Here is a 21,096-nt window from a genome sequence, read left to right on the forward strand (position 1 = left end):
CTCAACGGCCTCCCGAGCGGCCCATGCCCATGCCCATCCCGCGCATCGGGTTCTGCCCGCCGCCCTGCCGCTGCCCCTGCCCCTGCCCCTGCGGGGGGGCCGCGGCGGGCGCGCTCGCGAGGACGTCGTCGCCCTCGCTCAGCCCCTCGACGACGACCATCTGCGTGCCGTCCGTCGCCCCGGTCTTGATCGGCCGCTCCTCGCCGTTCGCGAGCCGCACGAACCGCCGCTTGCCCGCCGACTGCACGGCCAGGAGCGGCACCAGCAGCACGTCCTTCTGCTCCGCTGTCACGATCTCCACGTCCGCGCTCATCCCCGACCGGAGCAGCGACGCCTCCTTGTCGTTGACGACGATCTCGACGTCGAACGTCACCACGCTCGAGGTCTCCTTGCCGAGCGGGCTCACGCGGTCGACGACGCCCTGGAACACCCGGTCCCCGTAGGCGTCGACGCGGATCTCGACGCGCTGCCCCGGGGCCACGCGGCCGATCTGCGCCTCGTCGATCGCGCCGACGATGCGCAGGTTCGACAGATCGGCGAGCGTCATCACGGCGCTGCCGCCGCTCACGTTCGTGAGCGCCGACGAGACGAGCGTCCCCACCTCCACGGCCACGTCGAGCACCGTGCCGGCGATCGGCGCGTAGATCTGCATCTCCTTCAGGCGCGTCTCGGCGTCCTGCACCGCGATCTCGGCCGTCTTGAGCTGCGCCTGGGCCGCGTTCACCTGCGCGCGCCGCAGCGTCATGTTCGCGCCCGCGACCTTCGTCGAGTGCGCCGCCGAGCGGGCGGCGTCGGTCGACCCGAGGCCCATCTCGGCGCTCTTCTCGGCGATCCCCTGGCTCACCTCGTTGTTCTTGCGCTCGAGATCGGCGACCGCGAGCGACGCCTGCGCCGCGGCGAGGTCGGCCTTCACGCGGTCGCGCGCCACGCGCGCCGCGGAGAGGTCGCGCTCCGCGTCCGTCGGGTCGAGCTTGACGAGGAGCTGGCCGACCTCGACGTGGTCGCCCTCCTTCACGAGCACCTCGATGACCTGGCCCGCGGCGCGCGACTTCACCTCGACCTGGACGTCGGGCTCGATCTTCCCGGACGCCGCGGCGGTCTCGGTCAGGCTCCCCTTGCGGATCTCGACGGTGGGGCCGGCCGGCGCCTGCGAGGGGGTCTGGTACCAGGCATACCCGCCGATCGCGAACGTCGCGATGGCCGCCGCGGCCACGCCGGACATCAGGTAGCGCTTCTTGTTCCTGTTCATGACGACCTCCTGGAGAGCACCGAAGCGAAGCGATCGAGGAGCGCGCCCGTGGCGTGCTCGAGCTGGAACCGCGACGTGAGCTCTGTCACCGCGGCCCGCAGCTTGCGGAGCTCCGCCTCGCGCAGCGTCTGCTCCGCCTTCACCACGTCCGCCGACGTCGACGTCCCGAGCTTGAGCCGCTGCCGCTCCGCCTCGGCCAGCTCGTTGGCGAGGCGGGCCGTCTCCGTCGCGATCGCGACCTGATCGGCGGCGGCCTCGAGGCTCACCCGCAGCGAGGTGATCTCGGCCGTGATCGCGTCGGCGCGCGCCCTGTAGCGGGCCTCCGCGGCGGCGAGCTGCGTGCGCGCGCGCGCCGCGTCGGCCGACGCCCGCCCCCCGCCGAACGGCAGCTCGAGGTCGAGCCCGCCCAGCACGCTGAACGCCGGCCGCCCGCCCGGGAGCGCGAGCCCCGACAGGCCGTCGTCGGCCCACAGGGTGCCCACCGACGCGGTCGTGAACACGTCGAGGCGGACCTGGTCCGCGTCCTCCGCGGCGCCCACGCGCGCGCGCAGCGCCTCGAGGTCGGCGCGCATCGCGGCGAGCTCCTGGGACCGCTCGCTGGCCGCCTTCACGAGCGCGGCGGCGGGCGGGAGCGCCCCGAGCGACGGCGGCGCGCCGGTCGCGGCGAGCGACGCCGCGCGCGCCGGATCCATGCCGAGCGCGCGCCCGAGCGCGATCGCCCGCGCCGAGCGCGCCGCGCGGGCCTGCGACAGCGCGTCGGCGATCGACCCGGCCGACGTCGAGAACTGCAGGACGTCGACGCGCGTGCCGGTGCCGAGCGTCTCGGCGCGGGCCCTCGCGTCGGCGAGCTGCCGCTGCGCGGCGGCGAGCGCCTGCTCCTGCACGCCGATCGCCTGCTCCGCGTACCAGAGCTCCCAGTACGCATCGAGCACGTCGAGCGCCGTCTGGCTCGCCGCGAGCTCGCGCTCCCGCTCCACGGCGACCGCCGACGCCTCCGCCTGCACGATCGGCGCGAGGACGGCGTCGGTCCCGGCGCCGCGGAGGAGCGGCTGCCGCGCGGACACGTACGCCTCCGCCCTGTAGGTCGGCCCGGCGATCGCGCCGTCGAGCGCCCTCCTGTCGTCGCTCTGCCACCCCGAGTCCGCCGACGCGCCCACCTCGAGGCCCGTGCCGATGTCGGTCGTGTACCGGAGCGCCGCGTTCGCCGCGACGGACGTGCTGTCCGAGCGCGCGAGGCCGGCGCCGCCGCCCCGGAAGGCCTCGGTGTACTGTCCTGTCACCGAGGCGGAGAGCGTGGGCCTGCGGGCGCCTTGCTCGGCGGCCACGGCCTGGCGCGCGGCGGTGGCCTCGAGCAGGGCCGCGCGGAGGCTCGGGTTCTGGGAGGCCGCGCGGCCGACCGCCTGTTCGGCGGTGAGCGTCTCGGCGCGCGCCGCGCTGCTCAGCGAGCACGCGGCGATCACGGCGAGGGACGCCAGCCACGGCCGGGGAACGGAGCGAGAGAGCGTCATGCGCCGAAAGCTAGAGGCCAGTGTCTCAAGAGGTGTCCGGTTCGTGTAAAGATTCGTCAAGAGCCTTTTGACCAGGCCTTACACGGCGCCGCGCGGGCCGCGCTACAGTCCCCGACATGGCCGATCCGCCCCAGATCCTGGTCATCGACGACGACGCTGAGCTCTGCGAGCTCCTGGCCGAGCTCCTCGGTCAGGAGGGCTATTCGGTCGAGAGCGCGCGCGACGCGATCTCCGGCCTAGCGCGCGCGCAGGAGAAGGCGTTCACGCTGGTGGTGCTCGACGTGATGCTGCCCGGGCTCAACGGCTTCGAGGTCCTCACGCGCCTGCGGCAGAGCTCCAGGGTCCCTGTGCTGATGCTCACCGCGCGGGGCGAGGACGTCGACCGCATCGTCGGCCTCGAGATGGGGGCCGACGACTACCTGCCGAAGCCGTTCAACCCGCGCGAGCTCGTCGCCCGGGTGCGCGCGCTCCACCGGCGGGCATCCCACGTGGGCCACGCTGGCGCGCCGGGCGCGGCGGCGCCGGGCCCCGCGGAGGCGCAGCAGCTCCTCACGGTCGACGACCTCGAGGTGGCGCCTGCGGCGCGGCGCGTCCGCGTCCGCGGCGAGGAGATCAAGCTCACGACGGCCGAGTACGACCTGCTCGAGGTCCTGGTCCGGCAGGCGGGGACGGTGGTCTCGCGCGAGGAGCTCGCGCGGCGGGTCCTCGGCCGCCGCCTCGCGGCGTACGACCGCGGCATCGACATGCACGTCTCGAACCTCCGGCGCAAGCTCGGCCCCGGCCCGGGCGGCGTCGAGCGCATCAAGACGGTCCGCAACGCGGGCTACATCCTGGCCCGGGAGCGCGCGTGAAGAGCCTCTTCCTGCGGCTGCTTGTCTCGCTGTGGATCGCGATGGCGCTCCTCGTCGGCCTGTTCGCGGTGATCCATGGCTGGGCGTTCTCCGCCGAGTCGAGCTCGCTGCGCCGCCGCCTGAGCACGCGCTCGATCGAGCTCCGGGCCGAGAGCGCGATCGTCTGCGCGCGGGACGGGCTCCCCGGCTGCGAGCAGCGCCTCGCGCCGCTCGATCCGCGCGATCCGCGCGTCGCGGTCTACCGCTCCGGCGCGCTCGTGGCCGGCGAGCCGGTCGAGGGCGCGGCGGGCGTCGAGGAGCGGGCGCGGCGCTCGGCCGAGGGCATCGCCGTCGAGATCGACGACCGGGAGCTCGTCGCTGTCGTGCTGCGCCGCGACCCGGCGCTCGTCGCCGTCGCGACGGGCCCGGTCCGGTCGCCGTGGATGTTCTTCATCGTGCCGGAGACGTTGCCGCTCCGGCTGCTCGCGATCGTCGTCGTCACCGGGCTCGTCGCGGTGGTCCTCGCGCGGTACCTGTCGCGGCCGGTCCGCGTCCTGCGGGGCGCCACGCAGCGGATGGCGGCGGGCGATCTCTCGGTCCGGGTCTCGCAGCAGCTCGCGGGCGCCGACGGCGAGACGGTGGCGCTCGGTCGCGACATGGACCGGATGGCGGAGCGCATCGACGAGCTGCTCGAGACGCAGCGCCGGCTGCTCCGCGACGTCTCGCACGAGCTCCGGTCGCCGCTCGCGCGGCTCAACATCGCGCTCGAGCTCGTCCGCCGCCGCTCGCCGCCGGACGTGGAGCCGGCGTTCGACCGGATCGAGCGCGAGACGGAGCGGCTCAACGGCATGATCGGCGAGCTGCTCACGCTGAGCCGGCTGGAGTCGGGCCGGGGCATGGAGCGCACCGAGCGGGTCGACCTGACGGCGCTGGTGGAGCAGCTCGTGGAGGACGCCGCGTTCGAGGCCGAGCGGCAGGGGTGCTCGGTCGAGCTGGGCGCGCGCGACGCGTGCTCGCTGGACGGCAACGGCGAGCTGCTCCGGCGCGCGATCGAGAACGTGGTGCGCAACGCGGTGCGGTTCACCGAGGCGGGCACCGCGGTCCGGGTCGACCTCGAGTGCGCCGGCGGCCTCGCCGAGCTGCGCGTGCGCGACCGCGGGCCGGGCGTCCCGGAGGCGGCGCTCGGGGACATCTTCAGGCCGTTCTACCGGGTCGACGACCACCGGGCGCGCGGCGCCGGCGGCACGGGGATCGGGCTGGCGATCACGCAGCGCGCGGTGCTGCTGCACGGCGGCGAGATCGAGGCGAGGAACGCGGAGGACGGCGGGCTCGTCGTGGCGCTGAAGCTGCCGGTGGTGGCGGGGGGCTGAGCCGAACGCGGGGCTTCCGTTCCGAGGCCGTCGGTCTCGATCTCCAATCGACCCGCCCCCCTCCCGGGCCGTCTCCGCCACGTCGCGACCTCTCCGCGCCGCCTCTCGAGGCCGCACATCTCGGTCCCGCATCGCCCCGCCCCCCTCCCGGGCCGCCCCCGTCACGTCGCGACCTCTCCGTGCCCCCTCTCGAGGTCGCCCTCCTCGGTCCCTGATCCATCCCGCCCCCTTCCCGAGGCAGCTCCGCCACGTCGGGACCTCGCCGCGCCAGCCTCCAGGCCGCCCGTCTCGATCTCGGATCGACCTGCACCCCCTCCCGAGGCCGTTCCGGCACGTCACGACCTCTCCGTGCCCGCCCTCGACACCGACGCCGCTGTTCATGAACGCTCCACCACGCCTGCAAGAGTTCAACTCACGCGCCGGTGCCGCACGAAACCCACACCGCACCAGGGTTGACGCAAAGCAAAACAGGACTTCCCTTACCCGCTCACCCGCAATGCCTCCTCTGGCATTGCCCGCATCACCCCATCCGGAGGTGTCTCTCATGTTGAAGCATCTGAATCTCGACGAGATGGTCGCGCTCCTCTCCCCGTGGGTCGAGGATCCGAAGCAGCGCAAGGTATTCCTGTCGATCCATGAGATCGCGGCGCTCCACCCGAGGGTCGTGGAGGCCCATGAGGCGGTGCTCGCGGTTCAGCCGAGCAGCGGCGGGGCATCGTCGAAGATGCGCGCGCTCATCGCCAAGAGCAACGAGGTCGACCGGTGTCACGATCACCTCGCCCGGGCCGTCTCGTACGGTATCGACGCGCACCGCGAGCTCTGCCTCGCCGAGGAGCCGGCGGACGCCGCCGGCGCCGCGCGGTGCGAGCTCGTCCAGAAGAAGCTCTTCCCGGGCGGCCTCTCCATCCTCAACGCCTCGCCGCTCGCCGAGGCGGGCAACACCACGCGCATCGCGCGCCTCCTCGAGGAGGAGCCCGAGATCGCCGGCTTTCTCCGATCCGTCCCCGCCCGCGGCAAGGCGTCGCTGCTCGACGTCGTGAAGCGGTGGCTCACCACGGGCCGGGAGCTCCAGGCGATCGAGCGGGCCCGCACGGAGCTCGAGGCGACCGAGACAACCACGCCCGTCAGCAAGACAACCATCCAGTCCGCGCGCAGCCAGTGGTTCAAGATCGTGTCGCTCGTGCTCTCCAACCTCGAGATGTCCCGCGCCCCGGCGCGCGACGTCGAGATCATCCGCGGGCCCGTGCTCCGCGCCTCGGGTCGCGCGGGCAAGCGCTACGTGAGCAGCAAGCCCGAGGAGGCTCCGGCAGAGGAGGATACGCCGGAGGAAGAGGCGGACAGCCCCGCTTCCGGGCCGGGTGAAGCCGAGCCCAGCGAGGAGGACGACGAGACCGACGTGTCCTGAGCGCCTCCCCGGAACCCTGGCCTCGCGGGGCGAACCGCGGTAGGAGGGCGCCATGCTCAAGCACAACAGCTACTTCAACGGCGGCGTCCAGAGCCTCGGCTTCGAGCGCCACGGGCGCCGGCAGACGATGGGTGTCATCGACACCGGCGAGTTCCACTTCTCGACCGAATCGCCGGAGCGGATGACCGTCGTCGCAGGCGAGCTCGCGATCCGCTTCGACGGCACGCAGGAGTGGCGCGTCTACCCGGCGGGGACGTCGTTCGAGGTGGCGGGCAAGAGCGGCTTCGACGTCAAGGCCACGCAGCCTGCCGGGTATTTCTGCGAGTTCCTCTGAGCCGGCCCGCGCGGCGCCGCGCGCCTCCCGCGGCGCTTCTATCCGCCTCCCCGGCGCCCCGCCCTCCCCCCGCCTCGCGCCCTGACGGCTCCAGGCGGCCTGCATCACCCGATCAACAGCGCAGGTAGCTTCGCGAGGTCGTCGAGCTCCGGCGCGCGGCCTCGCAGCCCGTACTCGTCCGGATCGCCCGCACGGTTCACGCGGATGGCGCGGTATCCGCAGGCGAGCGCTCCCTGCGTATCCCACGCGTTGGCGGAGATGAAGGCCATCGAAGCAGCGGCGTACCCGAACCGGCGCTCGGGCAAGCGGTAGACGAGCGGGTGCGGCTTGAAGACGCCGATCGCCTCCACGCTCAGCACGTCGTCGAGCAGATCCGCGATGCCCGCGGCGGCGACCGCGGCTGCCAGCATGCCGGGCTCGCCGTTGGACAGGATCGCGGTCGCGAGGCCGCGGGCGCGCAGCGCGCCCAGCACGGCCGGCACCTCCCCATACGCGGGGCAGACCCGGTACGCGTCGAGCAGCGCCGCGCGGAGGCCGAGATCGGAGAGGCCGTGCCTCGCAGAGACCCAGTCGAGCGCGTCCTCCGTGCACCGCCAGAAGTCGCGGTGATGGGGAGGCCCCGTCAGGCTGCGCACCCAGGTGTACTCGAGCTGCTTCGCCCGCCAGTCCACCGAGAACCGGCGCCAGTGCGGACCGATGCGCTCGGACTGCGCCATGACGGGGGCGTGCACGTCGAGCAACGTGCCATAGGCGTCGAAGATGGCGGCTCGGATGTCCGACATGTCCTGGTGACCTTCCTGGCTTCTGGAACGGTGTCAGGAGAAAGCGAGAACCGCCAGAGATCCACAGAGAGAGTTCAACGCAAAGGCGCAGAGAGAGAGTTCAACGCAAAGGCGCAAAGGCGCAAAGGCGCAAAAAAAAAAAGAAAAGAACAACGTTGTGCATTCCTGCACTCTTGCATTTTTGCGTCTTTGCGCCTTTGCGCCTTTGCGCCTTTGCGTTGAGCTCTCCCTCCGCTCGCGAGGCAGCGCCCTGGCAGGGTCTCTGCCCCGCGGTACTAGCATGCCCGATCCCGCCGCTCCGGTCCCGCCGCGCCGGGCGCCGGCCTAGGCTCCCAGCCACCGCCGCTCGAGCTCGAGCGTCGCCACGTTGTCCGGCACGTTGCCAAGGAACTTCCCGCGCCACACCGGGTCGCCGATCTTCCTCGCCCGGTCGAGCAGGCGCTCCCGCGCCGAGGCGATCGCCATGGTCGCCTCCCGCCGGTGGCCGCACGCGGAGAGCGCCTCGGCGTGCGCGAGGCGCACCAGCGACTCGCCCATCTCGGCGCCCACCGACTCGAGCAGGCAGTACGCCTCGGTCGTCGCGGCGAGCGCGTCCACCGCCTGCCCCGCGTCGAGCAGCGTCCGCCCGAGGACCGCGTAGGCGAAGGCGCGGAGCGGCGGCGCGCCGTACAGGATCGCGACCGCGGCGCGCGCCTCGCGCTCGGCGCCCGCGAGGTCGCCCGACAGGATCAGGATCCTCGCGAGGCAGGTCCGCGCCGCGCCCTCCATGCGCACGTCGCCGAGGCGCTGCGACGTCGCGATCGCCTCCTCCTCCGTCCGCCGCGCCTCCTCGATGAGGCCCTGCCGCGCGAGCACCGGACCCAGGTTGAGCAGCGCCCCGAGCCGCGCGTCCAGGAGCCCCATCCGCTCGGCGTCCGCCAGCGACGCGCGCAGCGCCGCCTCGGCGCCCTCGAACTCGCCGAGCTCCGCGGTGCAGGAGCCCAGGTTGTTCCGCGCCCAGCAGGCGTTGCGCCGATCCCCGGCCTGCTCGAACGCCGCGAGCGCCGCCTCGAAGCCCGCGAGGCTCGCGCCGGGGTCGCCGTCAGCCATCGCCCGGTACGCGCGCGCCTCGTGCAGCCGCGCCAGCACCTCGACCTCCTGCTGCGTCTCCTCGGCGTCCTGCTCGATCGCGTCGAGCAGCTCGTCAGCGAGCCGGTACCGCCCGCCGAAGACGAGGCGCCCGGCCCCCGCGCACAGGCAGACGCTGCGCGCGGGCCGCGCCGACCGCCGCGGCTCGGTGCTCTGCGCCACGCCCACGAGGCGCTCGACCTGGTCGTGGTTGCCCCGCTTCGAGGCCGCCAGGATCATCTGCGTGAGCGCCGAGAACCACGACGCCGACCCGGGCGAGAGCCGCTCCAGCGCCTCCATCCCCCGGCGCTCCGCCAGCGCGAACTCGCCGCGCCAGAGGTGCGCCTCCGCCTGGCAGAGCCGCAGCGCCCCGGCCGTCGTCTTCGAGGCCCCGCGCGCGATGCCGCGCTCCACGCGCTCGATCGCCGCGGCGAGATCGCTCCCGAGCAGCGCCTGCTCGGCCGCGCGCAGCGTCCACGTCGCCGCCCGCGCCGGCTCGCCGCCGCGCTCGAAGTGCTCGGCCAGCGCCATCGGCTCCGCCGCTCCCGCGCGCTCCAGCCACTCGCCCGCGAGCCGGTGGCCGAGGCGGCGGTCGTGATCGGTCAGCATCCCGTACGCCGCCTCGCGCACGAGCGCGTGCCGGAACCGGTACTCGACCGCCTCCGACGCGCCCTCCGCCGCGCACCGCACGACGAGCTCCCGCGCCTCGAGCTCGGCGAGCAGCGGGTCGACCTCCGCCCGGCCGACCAGCGCGGCGACCCCGCCCCGCGGGAAGCGCTCGCCGAAGATCGCCCCGGCGCGCAGCACGCGGCGCGCCCCGACGTCGAGCGCGTCGAGCTCCGCCTGCACCATCGCCAGCACCGTCTCCGGCAGGTCGGCCCCCTTGCCGGCCGCCGCCGCGCGGATCTGCTCCTCCAGATAGAAGGCGTTGCCGTCCGCGCGCTCCACGAGCGTCGCCACGAGCGCCTGGCTCTCGCCCTCGCCGAGCACCTGGCGCACGAGCCGCTCGCTCGACCGGCGCGAGATCCCCGCGAGCCGGAGCTTGTGCCCGCGCCGCTCGTCCCACAGCTTCGGGAAGAGCTCGTGCACCTCGGGGCGGCCGAGCGCCATCACCATGAACGGCCGGTCCTTCAGGTTCCGGAGCGCGGCGTCGACCATCGTGACCGTGGGCAGGTCGCCCCAGTGCAGGTCCTCGAGCACGAGCAGCACCGGGTGCTCCGCGCACTCGGCGCGCAGGAAGTCCTCCCACGCGAGGCGGAGCTGGTCGCCCATGAGCATCGGGTTCCGCCGCGCCGCCCGGAGCTGGACGTCGTCGTCCGGGAACGGCGCGCCGACCAGCTCGCCGAGGAACGTCGCCACGCGCGCCGCGTCGAGCGCCGCGTGCCGCTCGACCCGCGCCCGCACCTTGCGCCGCCGCTCCTCGATGGAGTCGGCGTCCGACAGGCCGATCGCCCGCCGGAGCGCGTGCGCGAGCAGGCCGAACGCCGAGCCGGCGCTCATGGCGTCCACCTGCCCGAGCCACACCTCGACCGGCGCGCCTTCCTCCCCGAGGCCGCGGACGATCTCGTGGCGGAGCCGCGACTTGCCGATGCCCGCCGGCCCCGTCACGAGCACGACGCTCGGGGTCGACTCCTCGACGCAGCGCGCGAGCTCGTCGCGGATCAGCGCCAGCTCGCGCTCGCGCCCGACGCACGACGTCACCTTGCCGAGCAGGTGGGGCGCCGCGTCCGGCTCCTCGCGCGCGCCGTGGAGCCAGCGGTCCGCCTCGTCGCCGGAGATCTCGAACCGCGGCCCGAGCAGCCCCGCCGTCACCTCGTCGATGCGGATCGCCGGCGCGCGCGACGGGGCGCCGCTCTCGGGGAGGAGCTGGACCACGCGATCGATGAGATCGCCGATCGGCATGCGCGAGGCGATCTCGGCCCGGCCCGTGACGAGCGCGACCGGCGCCCCGCCGAGGAGGGCCTGCACGGCGAGCGCGCAGCGCGCCGCCCGGGCCGCGAGGTCGGTCGTCGCGCCGGCGCCGGAGAGCACGACCAGCGGCAGCCGCGCCTCGACGAGCTCGAGCTGGCCCCGGTAGCGCGCCGCCGTGGCCGAGAGCGCGTGCGCGCGCGCCTGCTCGTCGGCCTCGGGCGCGGCCGGATCGGCCGCGGCGGTCGCGAGCCCGTCGCGCGCGAGGACGAGGCACATCACCTTGCGCTCGCCGGTCGTCAGCTCCGGCGGGCGCATGGACGGCGCCGGCGGACGCACGGAGAGCGCCGCGGGATCCATGAGCGCGGCGAGCTCGACCGCGACCGCGTTGCCGTCGCTCGGCCGCCCCTCGGGCGACTTCGACAGCATCCGCGTGACCAGGTCGTCGAGCGCCTCGGGCACGTCGTCGCGGAGCCACCGGAGCGACGGCGGCTCCTCGATGAGCACCTTGACCAGCACGGCGAGCCCGCGCGCGCCGCGGAAGGGCGCGCGCCCCGAGACGCACTTGTAGAGCAGGCAGCCGAGCGCGAAGACGTCGGCGCGCGCGTCGACCTGCGCCTCGCCGCGGGCCTGCTCGGGGGCCATGTAGCCGGGGGTGCCGAGGATGGCGCCCGGCATGGTGAGCTGCTGGTCGATGCCGGACATGCGGACCACGCCGAAGTCGATGAGCGTGATGCGGTCGATGGCGCCGTCGACGAGGAGCAGGTTGCTCGGCTTGAGGTCGCGGTGGACGACGCCGAGCCGGTGCACGGACCCGAGGGTGATCGCGACGCGCCGGGCGAGCTTGAGGCTCTCGTCCAGGGTGAACGACTGCCGGGCGAGGCGCTGGGAGAGGGTCTCGCCGGTGAGCCACTCCATGGCGAGGTAGGGGTGCCCGGTGTCCGTGAGGCCGTGCGCGATGTACCGGACCACCCCCGGCACGCGCAGGCTGGCGAGCGCCTGCGCCTCGCGCGAGAGGCGGCTGGAGTCCTGGGAGGCGGCGTTCTGGAGGACCTTCAGGGCGACGGTGTCGCCCGTCGTGAGGTCGTGCGCGCGAAAGACATGGCCCATGCCGCCGGCGCCCGCGAGCTCCACGATCTCGAACCGGCCGTCGATGACGTTTCCCGCGCGCATTGCCCTAGCCGCCGCTCCCCGCAGACCGACGTCCGTCCTCTGTGTGGGAGCATGCGAAGTTCATGTGGATGGCCAGCGGTTCGGGGTAGCAGGCGTGTCACCGGGCGCGGCGCCGCGAGGCCTCCGCGTCCCCTCGTACAATCACCGCCGATTACCGCGCTTCGGTCCGCATCGTCACCAGAGAGCGCGGTCCGGGGCAACTCCAGAGCGACGAAGCGCCGGCGCGGCCCCTGCCGTCACGTCCGGCCGCGGGTCGTGTCGGTTCTCCTCCGCTGTCGTCCAGCGTGCGCCGAGCGGCCTTTCCGGCGCGCCCGGAGCCCCGCGCGCGCGATACCGGAGCAGCCGCCGCGGCGCTCCGGTGCTGGTCCCACCGGCGCCGCGGGCCTCGACGGCGCGCTCGTCGCGCTTTCGATCGCGGCGCCGGGCCGCTTTTCGTCCAGACGACCTCGAGCGTGGAGCGGCCGGCCGACGCGGCGTGGCCGGTGTAGGCGGCGGCCCCTTCTTCGCGTCGACGGGCGCGCGGCGCTTCCGCTGTCGCGCCCGCGTGATAAATGAGCTTGTCTGGGGACTGGGGGGAGGCGACCGGAACGCGCTCGACCCCTTTTTGTCAAGCGAAGGAGGCCGCTCTTGTCAATCGTGCCCGGAACCGTCCTGCTCCAGCGCTACGGCGTCGTGCGTCACCTCCGCCGCGAGGGCCTCGGCGAAGTGTTCAGCGCCGAGGACGCGAGCACCGGCCGCCGCGTCGCGGTGAAGGTGCTCGGCGAGCCTCCGTCGCGCGTGGATCCGGGGAGCGTGTTCAGCGCGCCGGAGCGCATGCCCCTGGCCGAGGCCGAGGCGCGCTTCCGGCGCGAGGCCGCGGCGTGCGAGCGGCTGCGGGGCCCGCACACGCTCCCGTCGATCGGCGGCGGCGCGGACCCGAAGCACGGCCCGCTCATCGTCTTCGAGCTGCGCGAGGGGGAGCTCCTCGCCGAGCGCATCGCCCGGAGCGGGGCGCTCCCGTTCGACGCCCTCCACCCGCTCATCGAGCAGCTCTGGCTGGCGATCGCCGAGCTCCACGAGATTGGCATCATCCACCGCGACATCAGCTCCGCGAACGTGCTCCTCGATCGCGGCCCTGACGGCGACCGGCTGGCGCTCCTCGATCTCGGCTCGTGCAAGCTCCCGCCCGCGCTCTGCGACGAGGAGACGACCGTGGCGGGGCGGTGCCTCGGCGATCCCAGGTACGCGCCCCCGGAGCAGCTCACCAAGGGCAAGACGGTGGATCACCGGGCCGACATCTATGCGGCGATGACGGTGGTCTTTCAGGCGCTCACCGGCGAGCTCCCCTACGCCGCGCGCAACCTGATGATGCTCGCCGATCTCAAGACGAGGACGGCGCCGCGGCGCCTCGGGAACATGATGCCCCCGCCGGTCGACCGGCAACTCGAGGTGTTCGTCAACCGCGGTCTCGCCCACAGCCCGGACCGCCGCTTCGCGAACATCGCCGAGGTGATCGACGGCTGGCGGGCGCTGCGACCCGCCCCCTGAACGTCGCGGCCGCCCTCGCGCGGCGCCCCGCCGCTGAAGGGTGGACACCCAGGGCCCCCGCCTCACGGCAACGCGCCCGCGCGGACAGGAAGGCGGCGCCGGCGCGCCGTCCTCTCCCGCTCTCCGTGTCTTGCTGACTCCCCGCTCGTTTTCTCGTCAACAAGAGAGGCCCGCGATCGGCTGGAGGCCGCGGTCGAACCGGCGATCGTGACGGGACACCGGAATGCCAGCGGGAGCCGCGCGCGAGGGCGCCTCGCGCGAGGCCCCGCCAGCGCCGCAGCTCCGCGCCGCCGCCCGCTCCCGCGTTCCTGACGAGCCCGGTCCGCGGCGTCTGACGAGCGTTGCCCCGGCGTTCCTCGTCGGGCTCCGCCGCCGCGACTCCGTTCGATCGGCGCCCGTGCCTGACCATTACGACATCGCCTCTTATTTTCTCATCGACGCTGCCATCCTTCGTCGCCGCGCAGGCCGGTCGGCTCGATGGCGCGGCGGCGGGCGCGATGGGGTGCTTTGCGCCAACGGCCCGCCCTGTTCCATAGCGAGTTACGATCCTGCTCCCTTCTTGATCACGAGATCAGTCCGGGCCTAATCACCTGGGGTCCTGACGACGAATACGCATCTTCAGTCCAGAAACCGCCTCTCGCAGGATTGCAGAGCGTGAGCACGCATGTTAATCCGGGGTCGTTCGCTCGTCGCCGCGCCCTCTTGCGCGGCGCCAGGGCAACCGGAGCGACGTGCAGCTCCCCTGTCTGTCCGCCTGCCTGGCCGCGCGCGAGGGCGCTCTCAGCGTCTCCGTCGTCGCCGAGGTGCACCTCGGGACCGGCTCATTCCGGGCCGGCACGTCTCCTTGGATCTCTCAACCCTTGCTGCCACCACGTTATGACGACATCTACCTACCGTTATGTCTTCCTGGGACTCTCCATCACGTCGTCGTGGGGCAACGGCCACGCCACGACGTACAGAGCGCTCCTCCGGGCGCTCGCGTCGCGCGGCCACCACGTGCTCTTTCTGGAGCGGAACCTCTCCATCTATGACCAGCACCGCGACCTGCCCAACCCGCCTTACGGCACCACCGAGCAGTACTCGAGCATTCCCGAGCTCCGTGATCGATTCTCACGCGCGGTGCGCGAAGCCGATCTCGTGATCGTCGGCTCCTTCGTCCCGGAGGGAGCCACCGTCGGGGCGTGGATCACCGAGGAGGCACGCGGCAAGACCGCGTTCTACGATCTCGACACGCCGGTGACGCTGGGCCGGCTGGCGCACGGGGATCACGCGTACCTCACGCCGGCGCTGATCCCGCGCTACGACCTCTATCTGTCGGCGACGGGGGGCCCGACGCTGGAGCGGCTCGAGCGCAGCCACGGGGCGGTGCGCGCGCGGGCGCTCTACTGCTCGGCCGACACCGACGTCTACCATCCCCAGCCGGCGCCGATGCGCTGGGATCTGGGCTACCTCGGCACGTACAGCGACGACCGGCAGGCGGCGGTCGAGCGGCTCCTGCTCGAGCCGGCGCGGCGCATGCGCCGCGGGCGCTTCGCGGTGGCGGGCGCGCAGTACCCGGCGTCGCTCGTGTGGCCCGACAACATCAGCCGCACGGAGCACCTCCCGCCGGACGAGCACCGCATCTTCTACAATTCCCAGCGCTTCACGCTGAACCTGACCCGCCGGGCGATGGTCGAGTCCGGGTGGTCGCCGAGCGCGCGCCTGTTCGAGGCGGCCGCATGCGGGACCCCGGTCCTGAGCGACACCTGGCCGGGGATCGAGACGTTCTTCCAGCCCGGCGACGAGATCCTCCTCGTCCGCACGCCGGAGGACGTGCTCCGGAAGCTCAGGGAGATGAAGGAGGACAAGCGCCTCACCGTGGGCCAGCGGGCGCGGCAGCGCGTGTTCGCCGAGCACACGGCGATGCACCGGGCCGAGGCGTTCGAGCGCTACACCCGCGAGGTGCTCGACGCCGGGAGCCGCGCGCGGGCGCGCCGCGACCGCGACGGGCAGATCCCCGCGGCGCACATCGAGACCCAGAGCGGCTGACGACCCGGGAGCGCCAGCGCGGCCGACGCATCGGCCGGGCGCGGGCGGCCGCGCCGCGCTCCTGCTCCCTTGCCGCTCGGGTCGGCGCGCAGTACGCCACGGAGGTGCGCTCCACCCCGCTTCACCCTGTCGCTCGCTTGCCTGAAGAGTGGTCGGCCTCGCTGGCCGCCCGCGGAGAGCGGTCGTTCACGGCGAAGCAGGTATTCCACTGGATCCACCGCCGCGGCGTCCTGGATCCAGCGGCGATGACGAACCTCCCGGCGCGGCTGCGCGAGCACCTCACCGCAGAGGGGCTCGGTGAGGTGATGACGCCCGAGCGGGTTCATCGATCCGAGGACGGCACGCGCAAGCTGCTCCTCCGCCTGCGCGACGGCGCGACCATCGAGACGGTCCTGCTCCCGTCGGTGTCGGGCCCCGGCTCGCAAGCGCAGCTCGACGCCGACGCGGCCGCGGGCGACGACGAGGACGACGACGACGCTGGCTCGGACGCGGGCTCGGCGCCGCGCGTCCGCGTCACCCAGTGCATCTCCACGCAGGTCGGCTGCGCCATGGGGTGCGGCTTCTGCGCGAGCGGCGTGGCCGGGCTCAAGCGCCACCTCGGTGCCGAGGAGATCGCGGGCCAGGTGCTCCTCGGGCGGGCGATGCTCGAGGAGGGCGAGGAGCTCCGCAACGTCGTTTACATGGGCATGGGCGAGCCGCTCCACAACTACGAGGCCACCGCGCGCTCGCTGCGCCTGCTCACGCACCCGGAGGGGATCAACCTCTCGACGCGGCGGGTCACGGTGTCGACGTCGGGCCTCGTCCCGGAGATCGCGCGGCTCGGCGCGGATTTCGGCGGGCAGATCGCGCTGGCGATCTCGCTGCACGCCGCGGACGACGCGACCCGCTCGGCGCTGATGCCGATCAACCGAAAGTACCCGCTCGACGAGCTGCTCGCGGCGCTGCGCGCCTACCCGCTGCCGCGGCGCCGGCGCATCACCATCGAGTACACGCTCGTGGCCGGGCAGAACGACGATCCGGCCGAGGCGCGCCGGCTGGTGAAGCTCCTGAGGGGGCTCCCGGTGAAGATCAACCTCATCCCGATGAACCCGATCGAGGCGTCCTCGCTGGGTCCGCCCGGCCTGGAGCGCGTGGCCGCGTTCCAGGAGGTGCTCACCCAGGCTGGATATTCGTGCTTCGTGCGGCGCCGGCGCGGGGACGACGTCTCGGCGGCGTGCGGGCAGCTCGTGCTGCTCGGGGCCAAGCCCAAGGTGCGGCGCGCGGTGGGCTGAGCCCGACCGGCGCGGCTCAGCCCGCTGGGCAGGCGAGAGCGCTGCACCGGAGGCCGCCCGATGAGGCCTGTCCGCGGGCGCTCCGAGCGCGCCGGACCGCCTTGACGCCCCGCCGCGCGGGGGCGTAGCTGTCAACCGTGCTGAAAAAGATCCTCGTCGCCAACCGTGGAGAGATCGCCTGCCGCGTCCTCCGGACCTGCAAACGGCTCGGGATCGCCACGGTCGCCGTCTACTCGGACGCCGACGCGGGCGCGCCCCACGTCGCGATGGCCGACGAGGCCGTGCGCATCGGTCCGCCGCCGGTCCGGGACAGCTACCTCGTCATCCACGCGATCGTGGAGGCGGCCCGGGCGACGGGCGCCGACGGCATCCACCCGGGGTATGGCCTCCTCAGCGAGAACGAGGCCTTCGCCGAGGCCGTCCTCGCGGCCGGCGTCACGTTCATCGGCCCGCCTCCCGCGGTGCTCCACGCCTTCGGCGACAAGATCCTCGCGCGCGACCACGCGCGCGCGGCCGACGTCTTCCCGCCGCCGGGCACGGGCGGCCCTGTCGACCCCGCCGACCTCGAGGCCGCCCAGCGCGCCGCCGAGAGCATCGGCTTCCCGCTGCTCGTCAAGGCCGCGGGCGGCGGCGGCGGCATCGGCATGCAGGTCGTCACCGAGCCGGTCAAGCTCGCGCGGGCCCTCACCGCGTGCTCCGACCGCGGCCGCTCCGCGTTCGGCGACCCGCGCGTCTACATGGAGCGGTACATCGAGCGCCCGCGCCACATCGAGGTGCAGGTGCTCTGCGACGGCCAGGGCGGCGCCGTCGCGATCGGCGAGCGCGAGTGCAGCGCGCAGCGCAGGCACCAGAAGATCATCGAGGAGAGCCCGTCGCCCGCCGCGTTCTTCCAGGGAGACGCGGGCGAGTCCCGCCGGAGGACGCTGCACGAGAGCGCCCTCCGGGTCGTGACCGGCGCCGGCTACGTCGGGGCCGGCACGGTCGAGTTCGTCGCGGCGGAGAGCGGCGAGCTCTTCTTCCTCGAGGTCAACGCGCGGCTCCAGGTCGAGCACTGCGTCACCGAGATGTGCACCGGGCTCGACCTGGTCGAGCACCAGATCCGCATCGCCTCGGGCGAGCCGCTCGCGCCGGAGGTCCGCGACCACGCCTACCGCGGCCATTCCATCGAGGCGCGCCTCTACGCCGAGGATCCGGCGAAGAAGTTCGCCCCGCAGCCCGGCCGCATCGCCGCGCTCCGCTGGCCCGCCGCGGGCGACGACCTGCGGATCGAGACAGGCGTCGCCGAGGGGCTCGAGGTGACGCCGTTCTACGATCCGCTGCTCGCCAAGATCGTCGCCCACGGGCCGACGCGCGACGAGGCGATCGCCCGCCTCGACCGGGCGCTCGCCGAGACGACGATCGAGCTCGCCGGCCCGGCCGGTCCCGCCGCGACGAACCTCGCGTTCCTGCGCCAGATCCTGGCGGACGACGACTTCCGGCGCGGCCAGTACGACACGCGCTTCGCCGAGGCGCTCGCCGCCGGCAAGAAGGCCGGCTAGCCCGCCCGTCCGCGCGGAATCGCGCGTGCGCCTGCTGCACACGGCGGCCAGCTTGAACTAAAGATGGAGTCGTGAGCCACGACTTCGTCCTCGAGCCTGCCGAACGCTGGCTTGCCCACGACCCCGATCCGGAGACCCAGAGCGAGCTGCGCGGGCTCATCGACGCGGCCCGTGCGGGCGAGGAGGGCGTCCGCGCCGAGCTCGCCGAGCGCTTCGCCGGCCCCCTCGAGTTCGGCACCGCCGGCATCCGCGGCGTGCTCGGCGCCGGCGAGAGCCGGATGAACCGCGCCGTCATCCTCCGCACGACCGCCGGCCTCGCCCGCTACCTCCTCGCCACGCTCGGCGACAAGGCGCGCAGCGCCGGGGTCGTCGTCGGCCACGACGCCCGCCGGATGAGCCGCGAGTTCGCGGAGGACGCCGCGTGCGCCCTCGCCGCCGCGGGCATCCCGAGTCACCTCTCGCCGGGCCCCTGCCCCACCCCGATCGCCGCGTTCGCGGTCGGCCACCTCACCGCGGCCGCGGGCGTGATGGTCACGGCGAGCCACAACCCGCCCGAGTACAACGGCTACAAGGTCTACTGGGACAACGCCGCGCAGATCGTCCCGCCGCACGACACCGGCATCGCGACGGCGATCGACGCCTCGCCGCCGGCGGATCAGGTCCCCCGCGTCCCCCTCGACGAGGCGCGGCAGCGGGGCCTCGTGCGCGACTTCCCCGCGGATCTCGAGCCGGCGTACCTCCGCGCGATCCGCGGCCTCGCCGTGCGGAGCGACGGCGATCGCGGCCTGCGCATCGTCTACACGCCGCTGCACGGCGTGGGCAACCGCCTCGTCCGCGAGGCGCTCGCGCAGGCCGGCTTCACGCGCGTGACGAGCGTGCCCGAGCAGGCCGAGCCGGACGGCGCGTTCCCCACGGTCGCGTTCCCGAACCCCGAGGAGAAGGGCGCCATGGACCTGGCGTTCGCCCTCGCCAAGAAGGAGGGCGCCGATATCGTCCTCGCCAACGATCCGGACGTCGACCGGCTCGCCGTGGCGGTGCGGCGCCCGGACGGCGAGTATGCGCAGCTCACGGGCAACCAGGTCGGCGTGCTCCTCGGCCACTACCTGCTCACCGAGGGGCGCGCCGCGAGCGGCGGCAGCGCGACCGAGCGCCGCCTCGTGCTGGCCTCCTGCGTCTCGTCCCCGATGCTCGGCGCGATCGCCGCAGCGCTCGGGGTGCATTACGAGGAGACCCTGACCGGGTTCAAGTGGATCGCCAACCGGGCGATGGACATCGAGCGCTCGACCGGCGCCCGCTTCGTGTTCGGCTTCGAGGAGGCGCTCGGCTACACGATCGGCCCGGTCGTGCGCGACAAGGACGGCATCGGCGCCGCGGTGGTGCTCGCCGAGCTCGCCGCGGTGCGCAGGGCCGAGGGCAAGACGCTGCTCGACGCGCTCCAGGCGCTCACCCGCACCTACGGCCTCTACATGAGCGGGCAGCGCTCCTACACCCTGCGCGGCGTGGACGGCGTCGAGAAGATCGCCGCCATCATGTCCGCGTTGCGAAAGAGCCCGCCGGCGGAGATCGGCGGCGTCCCGGTGGTGGCGTGGCGCGACTTCGAGGCGCGCACGCGCACATCGAGCGACGGCACGACCGAGCCGCTCGTCCTGCCCCCGAGCAACGTGCTCGTGTACGAGCTCGACGGCGGCAGCCGGATCATCGCGCGCCCGAGCGGCACCGAGCCGAAGATCAAGTTCTACTTCGACGTGCGCGAGCAGGTCACCGAGGACGAGCCGCTGGCCGACGCCGAGGCCCGCGCGGCGGCGCGGCTCGACGCGCTGGCCAGGGCGTTCTCGGCCCTGGCCGGCATCGGCTGACGGGCCGCTTCAGCCGCCGGCGCTGCGGAAGGCGGCGCGGCCGACGAAGAACGGGCCCATCTGGCTGATGAACTCCGATGTCTGGCGGGTCTTCCGCATCGACTGGACGATGTGCGAGAGCGGGTGGAGCTCCTTGCCGACCAGCCCGATCACGAACTCGTTGTCGCGGGCGTCGAGCCCGTGGGACGCGAGGCGGATGTCGTGCGCGAGGTCCTGCGCGCCGTACGCCCGGCCGATGGTGCCGTGCTCGCGCAGGATGCTCCCCTGCTCGCGCGGCTCGAGCTTGGAGAAGGCGCCGCTGCGGCGGAGCGGGTACCACACCGCCCACGACCAGGCGGGGTTGAGCACGGTCTCGGCCGGGCGCCGGAGCATCCAGTACTCGAGGTCCTGCTCGTAGCCTGTCGAGTAGGTGCGCCCCAGCATGGTGAAGTCGGGGCGGAGCTCCAGCCCCCGGAGGTCGCCCCGGTTGAGCGCGGGCCGGACCTTCTCGACGAAGAGGGCCGGGTCTTCCGCCCAGGTGAGCACCGCGATCCCGCGCGGATCACTGACGTCCTCGTAGACGACCGCGCCGACGCGCTGGGCCTCCAGGGCCTGGCCCACCGCGCGGGTCAGCTCCGCCGGATCGCCGGCGCTCGGACAGCGGAAGACGAGGAGCTGCATGAACAGCCTGCGGTCGATGACCTGCGGTCGCCCGTCGCGCGGCGCCCCCCGCTCGGCCACATCGATGTGCGGCAGCTCGGGCTCCGCGTGGCCGGCGGCCGGCCGGCCCGTGGTGGATTCGCTCATGGCGTAGGGGTACCGAGGTTCGCGCAGGAGGGCAACAGCGAGGCGCCGCACCGCCGCGGGCCGCCGCCGTTCGCCGGCCTACCGCGCCGGGCGCCCCCTGGCCCGCGCTCCGCCCGCCTGACCGCGCGCCGCCCGCAGCGCGTCGCGCTCCGCGTCATCCGCCCAACCACGGAGATGGGTAATGGCGGTTACACAACCACCCCGCGTCGGGGTCGATGTTGCCTTCGTGCGATCTCGCCATCGGGTCGAAACGAGAGCTGGACAACCGGCGAAGGCTCTTCCAGCGCCGCTTCATTCCATGTCGCGCGCCTGCTCTCGCGTAATCATCTCTTGCCATCCAGGCAAACTCACGCTCCCCTGCAAGGTACAACCACGACTCCTGGAGTCACCCCGACGATGTGCTCTCGAGCAGGGCTTCCCGCCC

Annotated in this window: 14 protein-coding genes; 9 read left to right on the forward strand and 5 right to left on the reverse strand. The window is 73.6% G+C overall.

The window, feature by feature from the left end:
* Nucleotide 1: 1 nt before the first annotated feature.
* The gene (locus WME96_RS24850; RefSeq protein WP_437284075.1) at nt 2-1,249 is read right to left on the reverse strand and encodes an efflux RND transporter periplasmic adaptor subunit; all 1,248 of its coding nucleotides are present in this window, start codon (nt 1,247-1,249) and stop codon (nt 2-4) included.
* Nucleotides 1,246-2,757: a TolC family protein gene (locus tag WME96_RS24855; protein WP_437284076.1), complete on the reverse strand. Its 1,512-nt coding sequence runs from the start codon at nt 2,755-2,757 to the stop codon at nt 1,246-1,248. The genes WME96_RS24850 and WME96_RS24855 overlap by 4 nt, the downstream gene beginning before the upstream one ends.
* Before the next feature lie 116 nt (nt 2,758-2,873).
* Between WME96_RS24855 and WME96_RS24860 the strand changes: the two genes are divergently transcribed.
* The 4 genes from WME96_RS24860 to WME96_RS24875 all read left to right on the forward strand — a co-directional run bounded on the left by WME96_RS24860 (nt 2,874) and on the right by WME96_RS24875 (nt 6,696).
* Nucleotides 2,874-3,608 carry a response regulator transcription factor gene (locus WME96_RS24860; protein WP_437284077.1) on the forward strand — a complete coding sequence of 245 codons (735 nt, stop codon included), beginning with the start codon at nt 2,874-2,876 and terminating at the stop codon, nt 3,606-3,608.
* Nucleotides 3,605-4,957: a sensor histidine kinase gene (locus WME96_RS24865; protein ID WP_437284078.1), complete on the forward strand. Its 1,353-nt coding sequence runs from the start codon at nt 3,605-3,607 to the stop codon at nt 4,955-4,957. The genes WME96_RS24860 and WME96_RS24865 overlap by 4 nt, the downstream gene beginning before the upstream one ends.
* A gap of 544 nt (nt 4,958-5,501) precedes the next feature.
* On the forward strand, nt 5,502-6,362 hold the full coding sequence (locus tag WME96_RS24870) for a hypothetical protein (protein WP_437284079.1): 861 nt from the start codon (nt 5,502-5,504) through the stop codon (nt 6,360-6,362).
* A gap of 52 nt (nt 6,363-6,414) precedes the next feature.
* Nucleotides 6,415-6,696, forward strand: coding sequence for a pyrimidine/purine nucleoside phosphorylase (locus WME96_RS24875; protein ID WP_437284080.1), 282 nt, complete (start codon nt 6,415-6,417; stop codon nt 6,694-6,696).
* 104 nt (nt 6,697-6,800) lie between these two features.
* On the opposite strand, the gene WME96_RS24880 is transcribed toward WME96_RS24875, so the two are convergent.
* Together WME96_RS24880 and WME96_RS24885 are read right to left on the reverse strand one after the other, a co-directional pair.
* Nucleotides 6,801-7,478, reverse strand: a complete 678-nt coding sequence (locus WME96_RS24880) for a haloacid dehalogenase type II (RefSeq protein WP_437284081.1) — start codon at nt 7,476-7,478, stop codon at nt 6,801-6,803.
* Nucleotides 7,479-7,802: 324 nt separating this feature from the next.
* Nucleotides 7,803-11,666 (reverse strand): serine/threonine-protein kinase, encoded by a 3,864-nt coding sequence (locus WME96_RS24885; RefSeq protein ID WP_437284082.1) that lies wholly within the window; start codon nt 11,664-11,666, stop codon nt 7,803-7,805.
* A 636-nt stretch (nt 11,667-12,302) separates the two neighbouring features.
* Here WME96_RS24885 and WME96_RS24890 point away from each other — a divergent pair.
* From WME96_RS24890 to WME96_RS24910, 5 genes are all read left to right on the forward strand, one after another.
* Nucleotides 12,303-13,193 carry a serine/threonine-protein kinase gene (locus WME96_RS24890; protein ID WP_437292350.1) on the forward strand — a complete coding sequence of 297 codons (891 nt, stop codon included), beginning with the start codon at nt 12,303-12,305 and terminating at the stop codon, nt 13,191-13,193.
* Between the two features lie 876 nt (nt 13,194-14,069).
* Nucleotides 14,070-15,221 carry a CgeB family protein gene (locus WME96_RS24895; protein WP_437284083.1) on the forward strand — a complete coding sequence of 384 codons (1,152 nt, stop codon included), beginning with the start codon at nt 14,070-14,072 and terminating at the stop codon, nt 15,219-15,221.
* A 137-nt stretch (nt 15,222-15,358) separates the two neighbouring features.
* Nucleotides 15,359-16,492 (forward strand): 23S rRNA (adenine(2503)-C(2))-methyltransferase RlmN, encoded by a 1,134-nt coding sequence (gene rlmN / locus WME96_RS24900; RefSeq protein ID WP_437284084.1) that lies wholly within the window; start codon nt 15,359-15,361, stop codon nt 16,490-16,492.
* A 137-nt stretch (nt 16,493-16,629) separates the two neighbouring features.
* On the forward strand, nt 16,630-18,030 hold the full coding sequence (locus WME96_RS24905; RefSeq protein WP_437284085.1) for an acetyl-CoA carboxylase biotin carboxylase subunit: 1,401 nt from the start codon (nt 16,630-16,632) through the stop codon (nt 18,028-18,030).
* Nucleotides 18,031-18,101: 71 nt separating this feature from the next.
* Nucleotides 18,102-19,886 (forward strand): phospho-sugar mutase, encoded by a 1,785-nt coding sequence (locus WME96_RS24910; RefSeq protein ID WP_437284086.1) that lies wholly within the window; start codon nt 18,102-18,104, stop codon nt 19,884-19,886.
* 9 nt (nt 19,887-19,895) lie between these two features.
* Here WME96_RS24910 and WME96_RS24915 read toward each other — a convergent pair whose 3' ends face one another.
* Entirely contained in the window at nt 19,896-20,672 is a 777-nt protein-coding gene (locus tag WME96_RS24915; protein WP_434040959.1) for a chlorite dismutase family protein, read from the reverse strand.
* Between the last annotated feature and the right edge of the window lie 424 nt (nt 20,673-21,096).

The organism is Sorangium sp. So ce406, from assembly GCF_051474675.1.
Lineage (GTDB): Bacteria > Myxococcota_A > Polyangia > Polyangiales > Polyangiaceae > Sorangium > Sorangium cellulosum_G.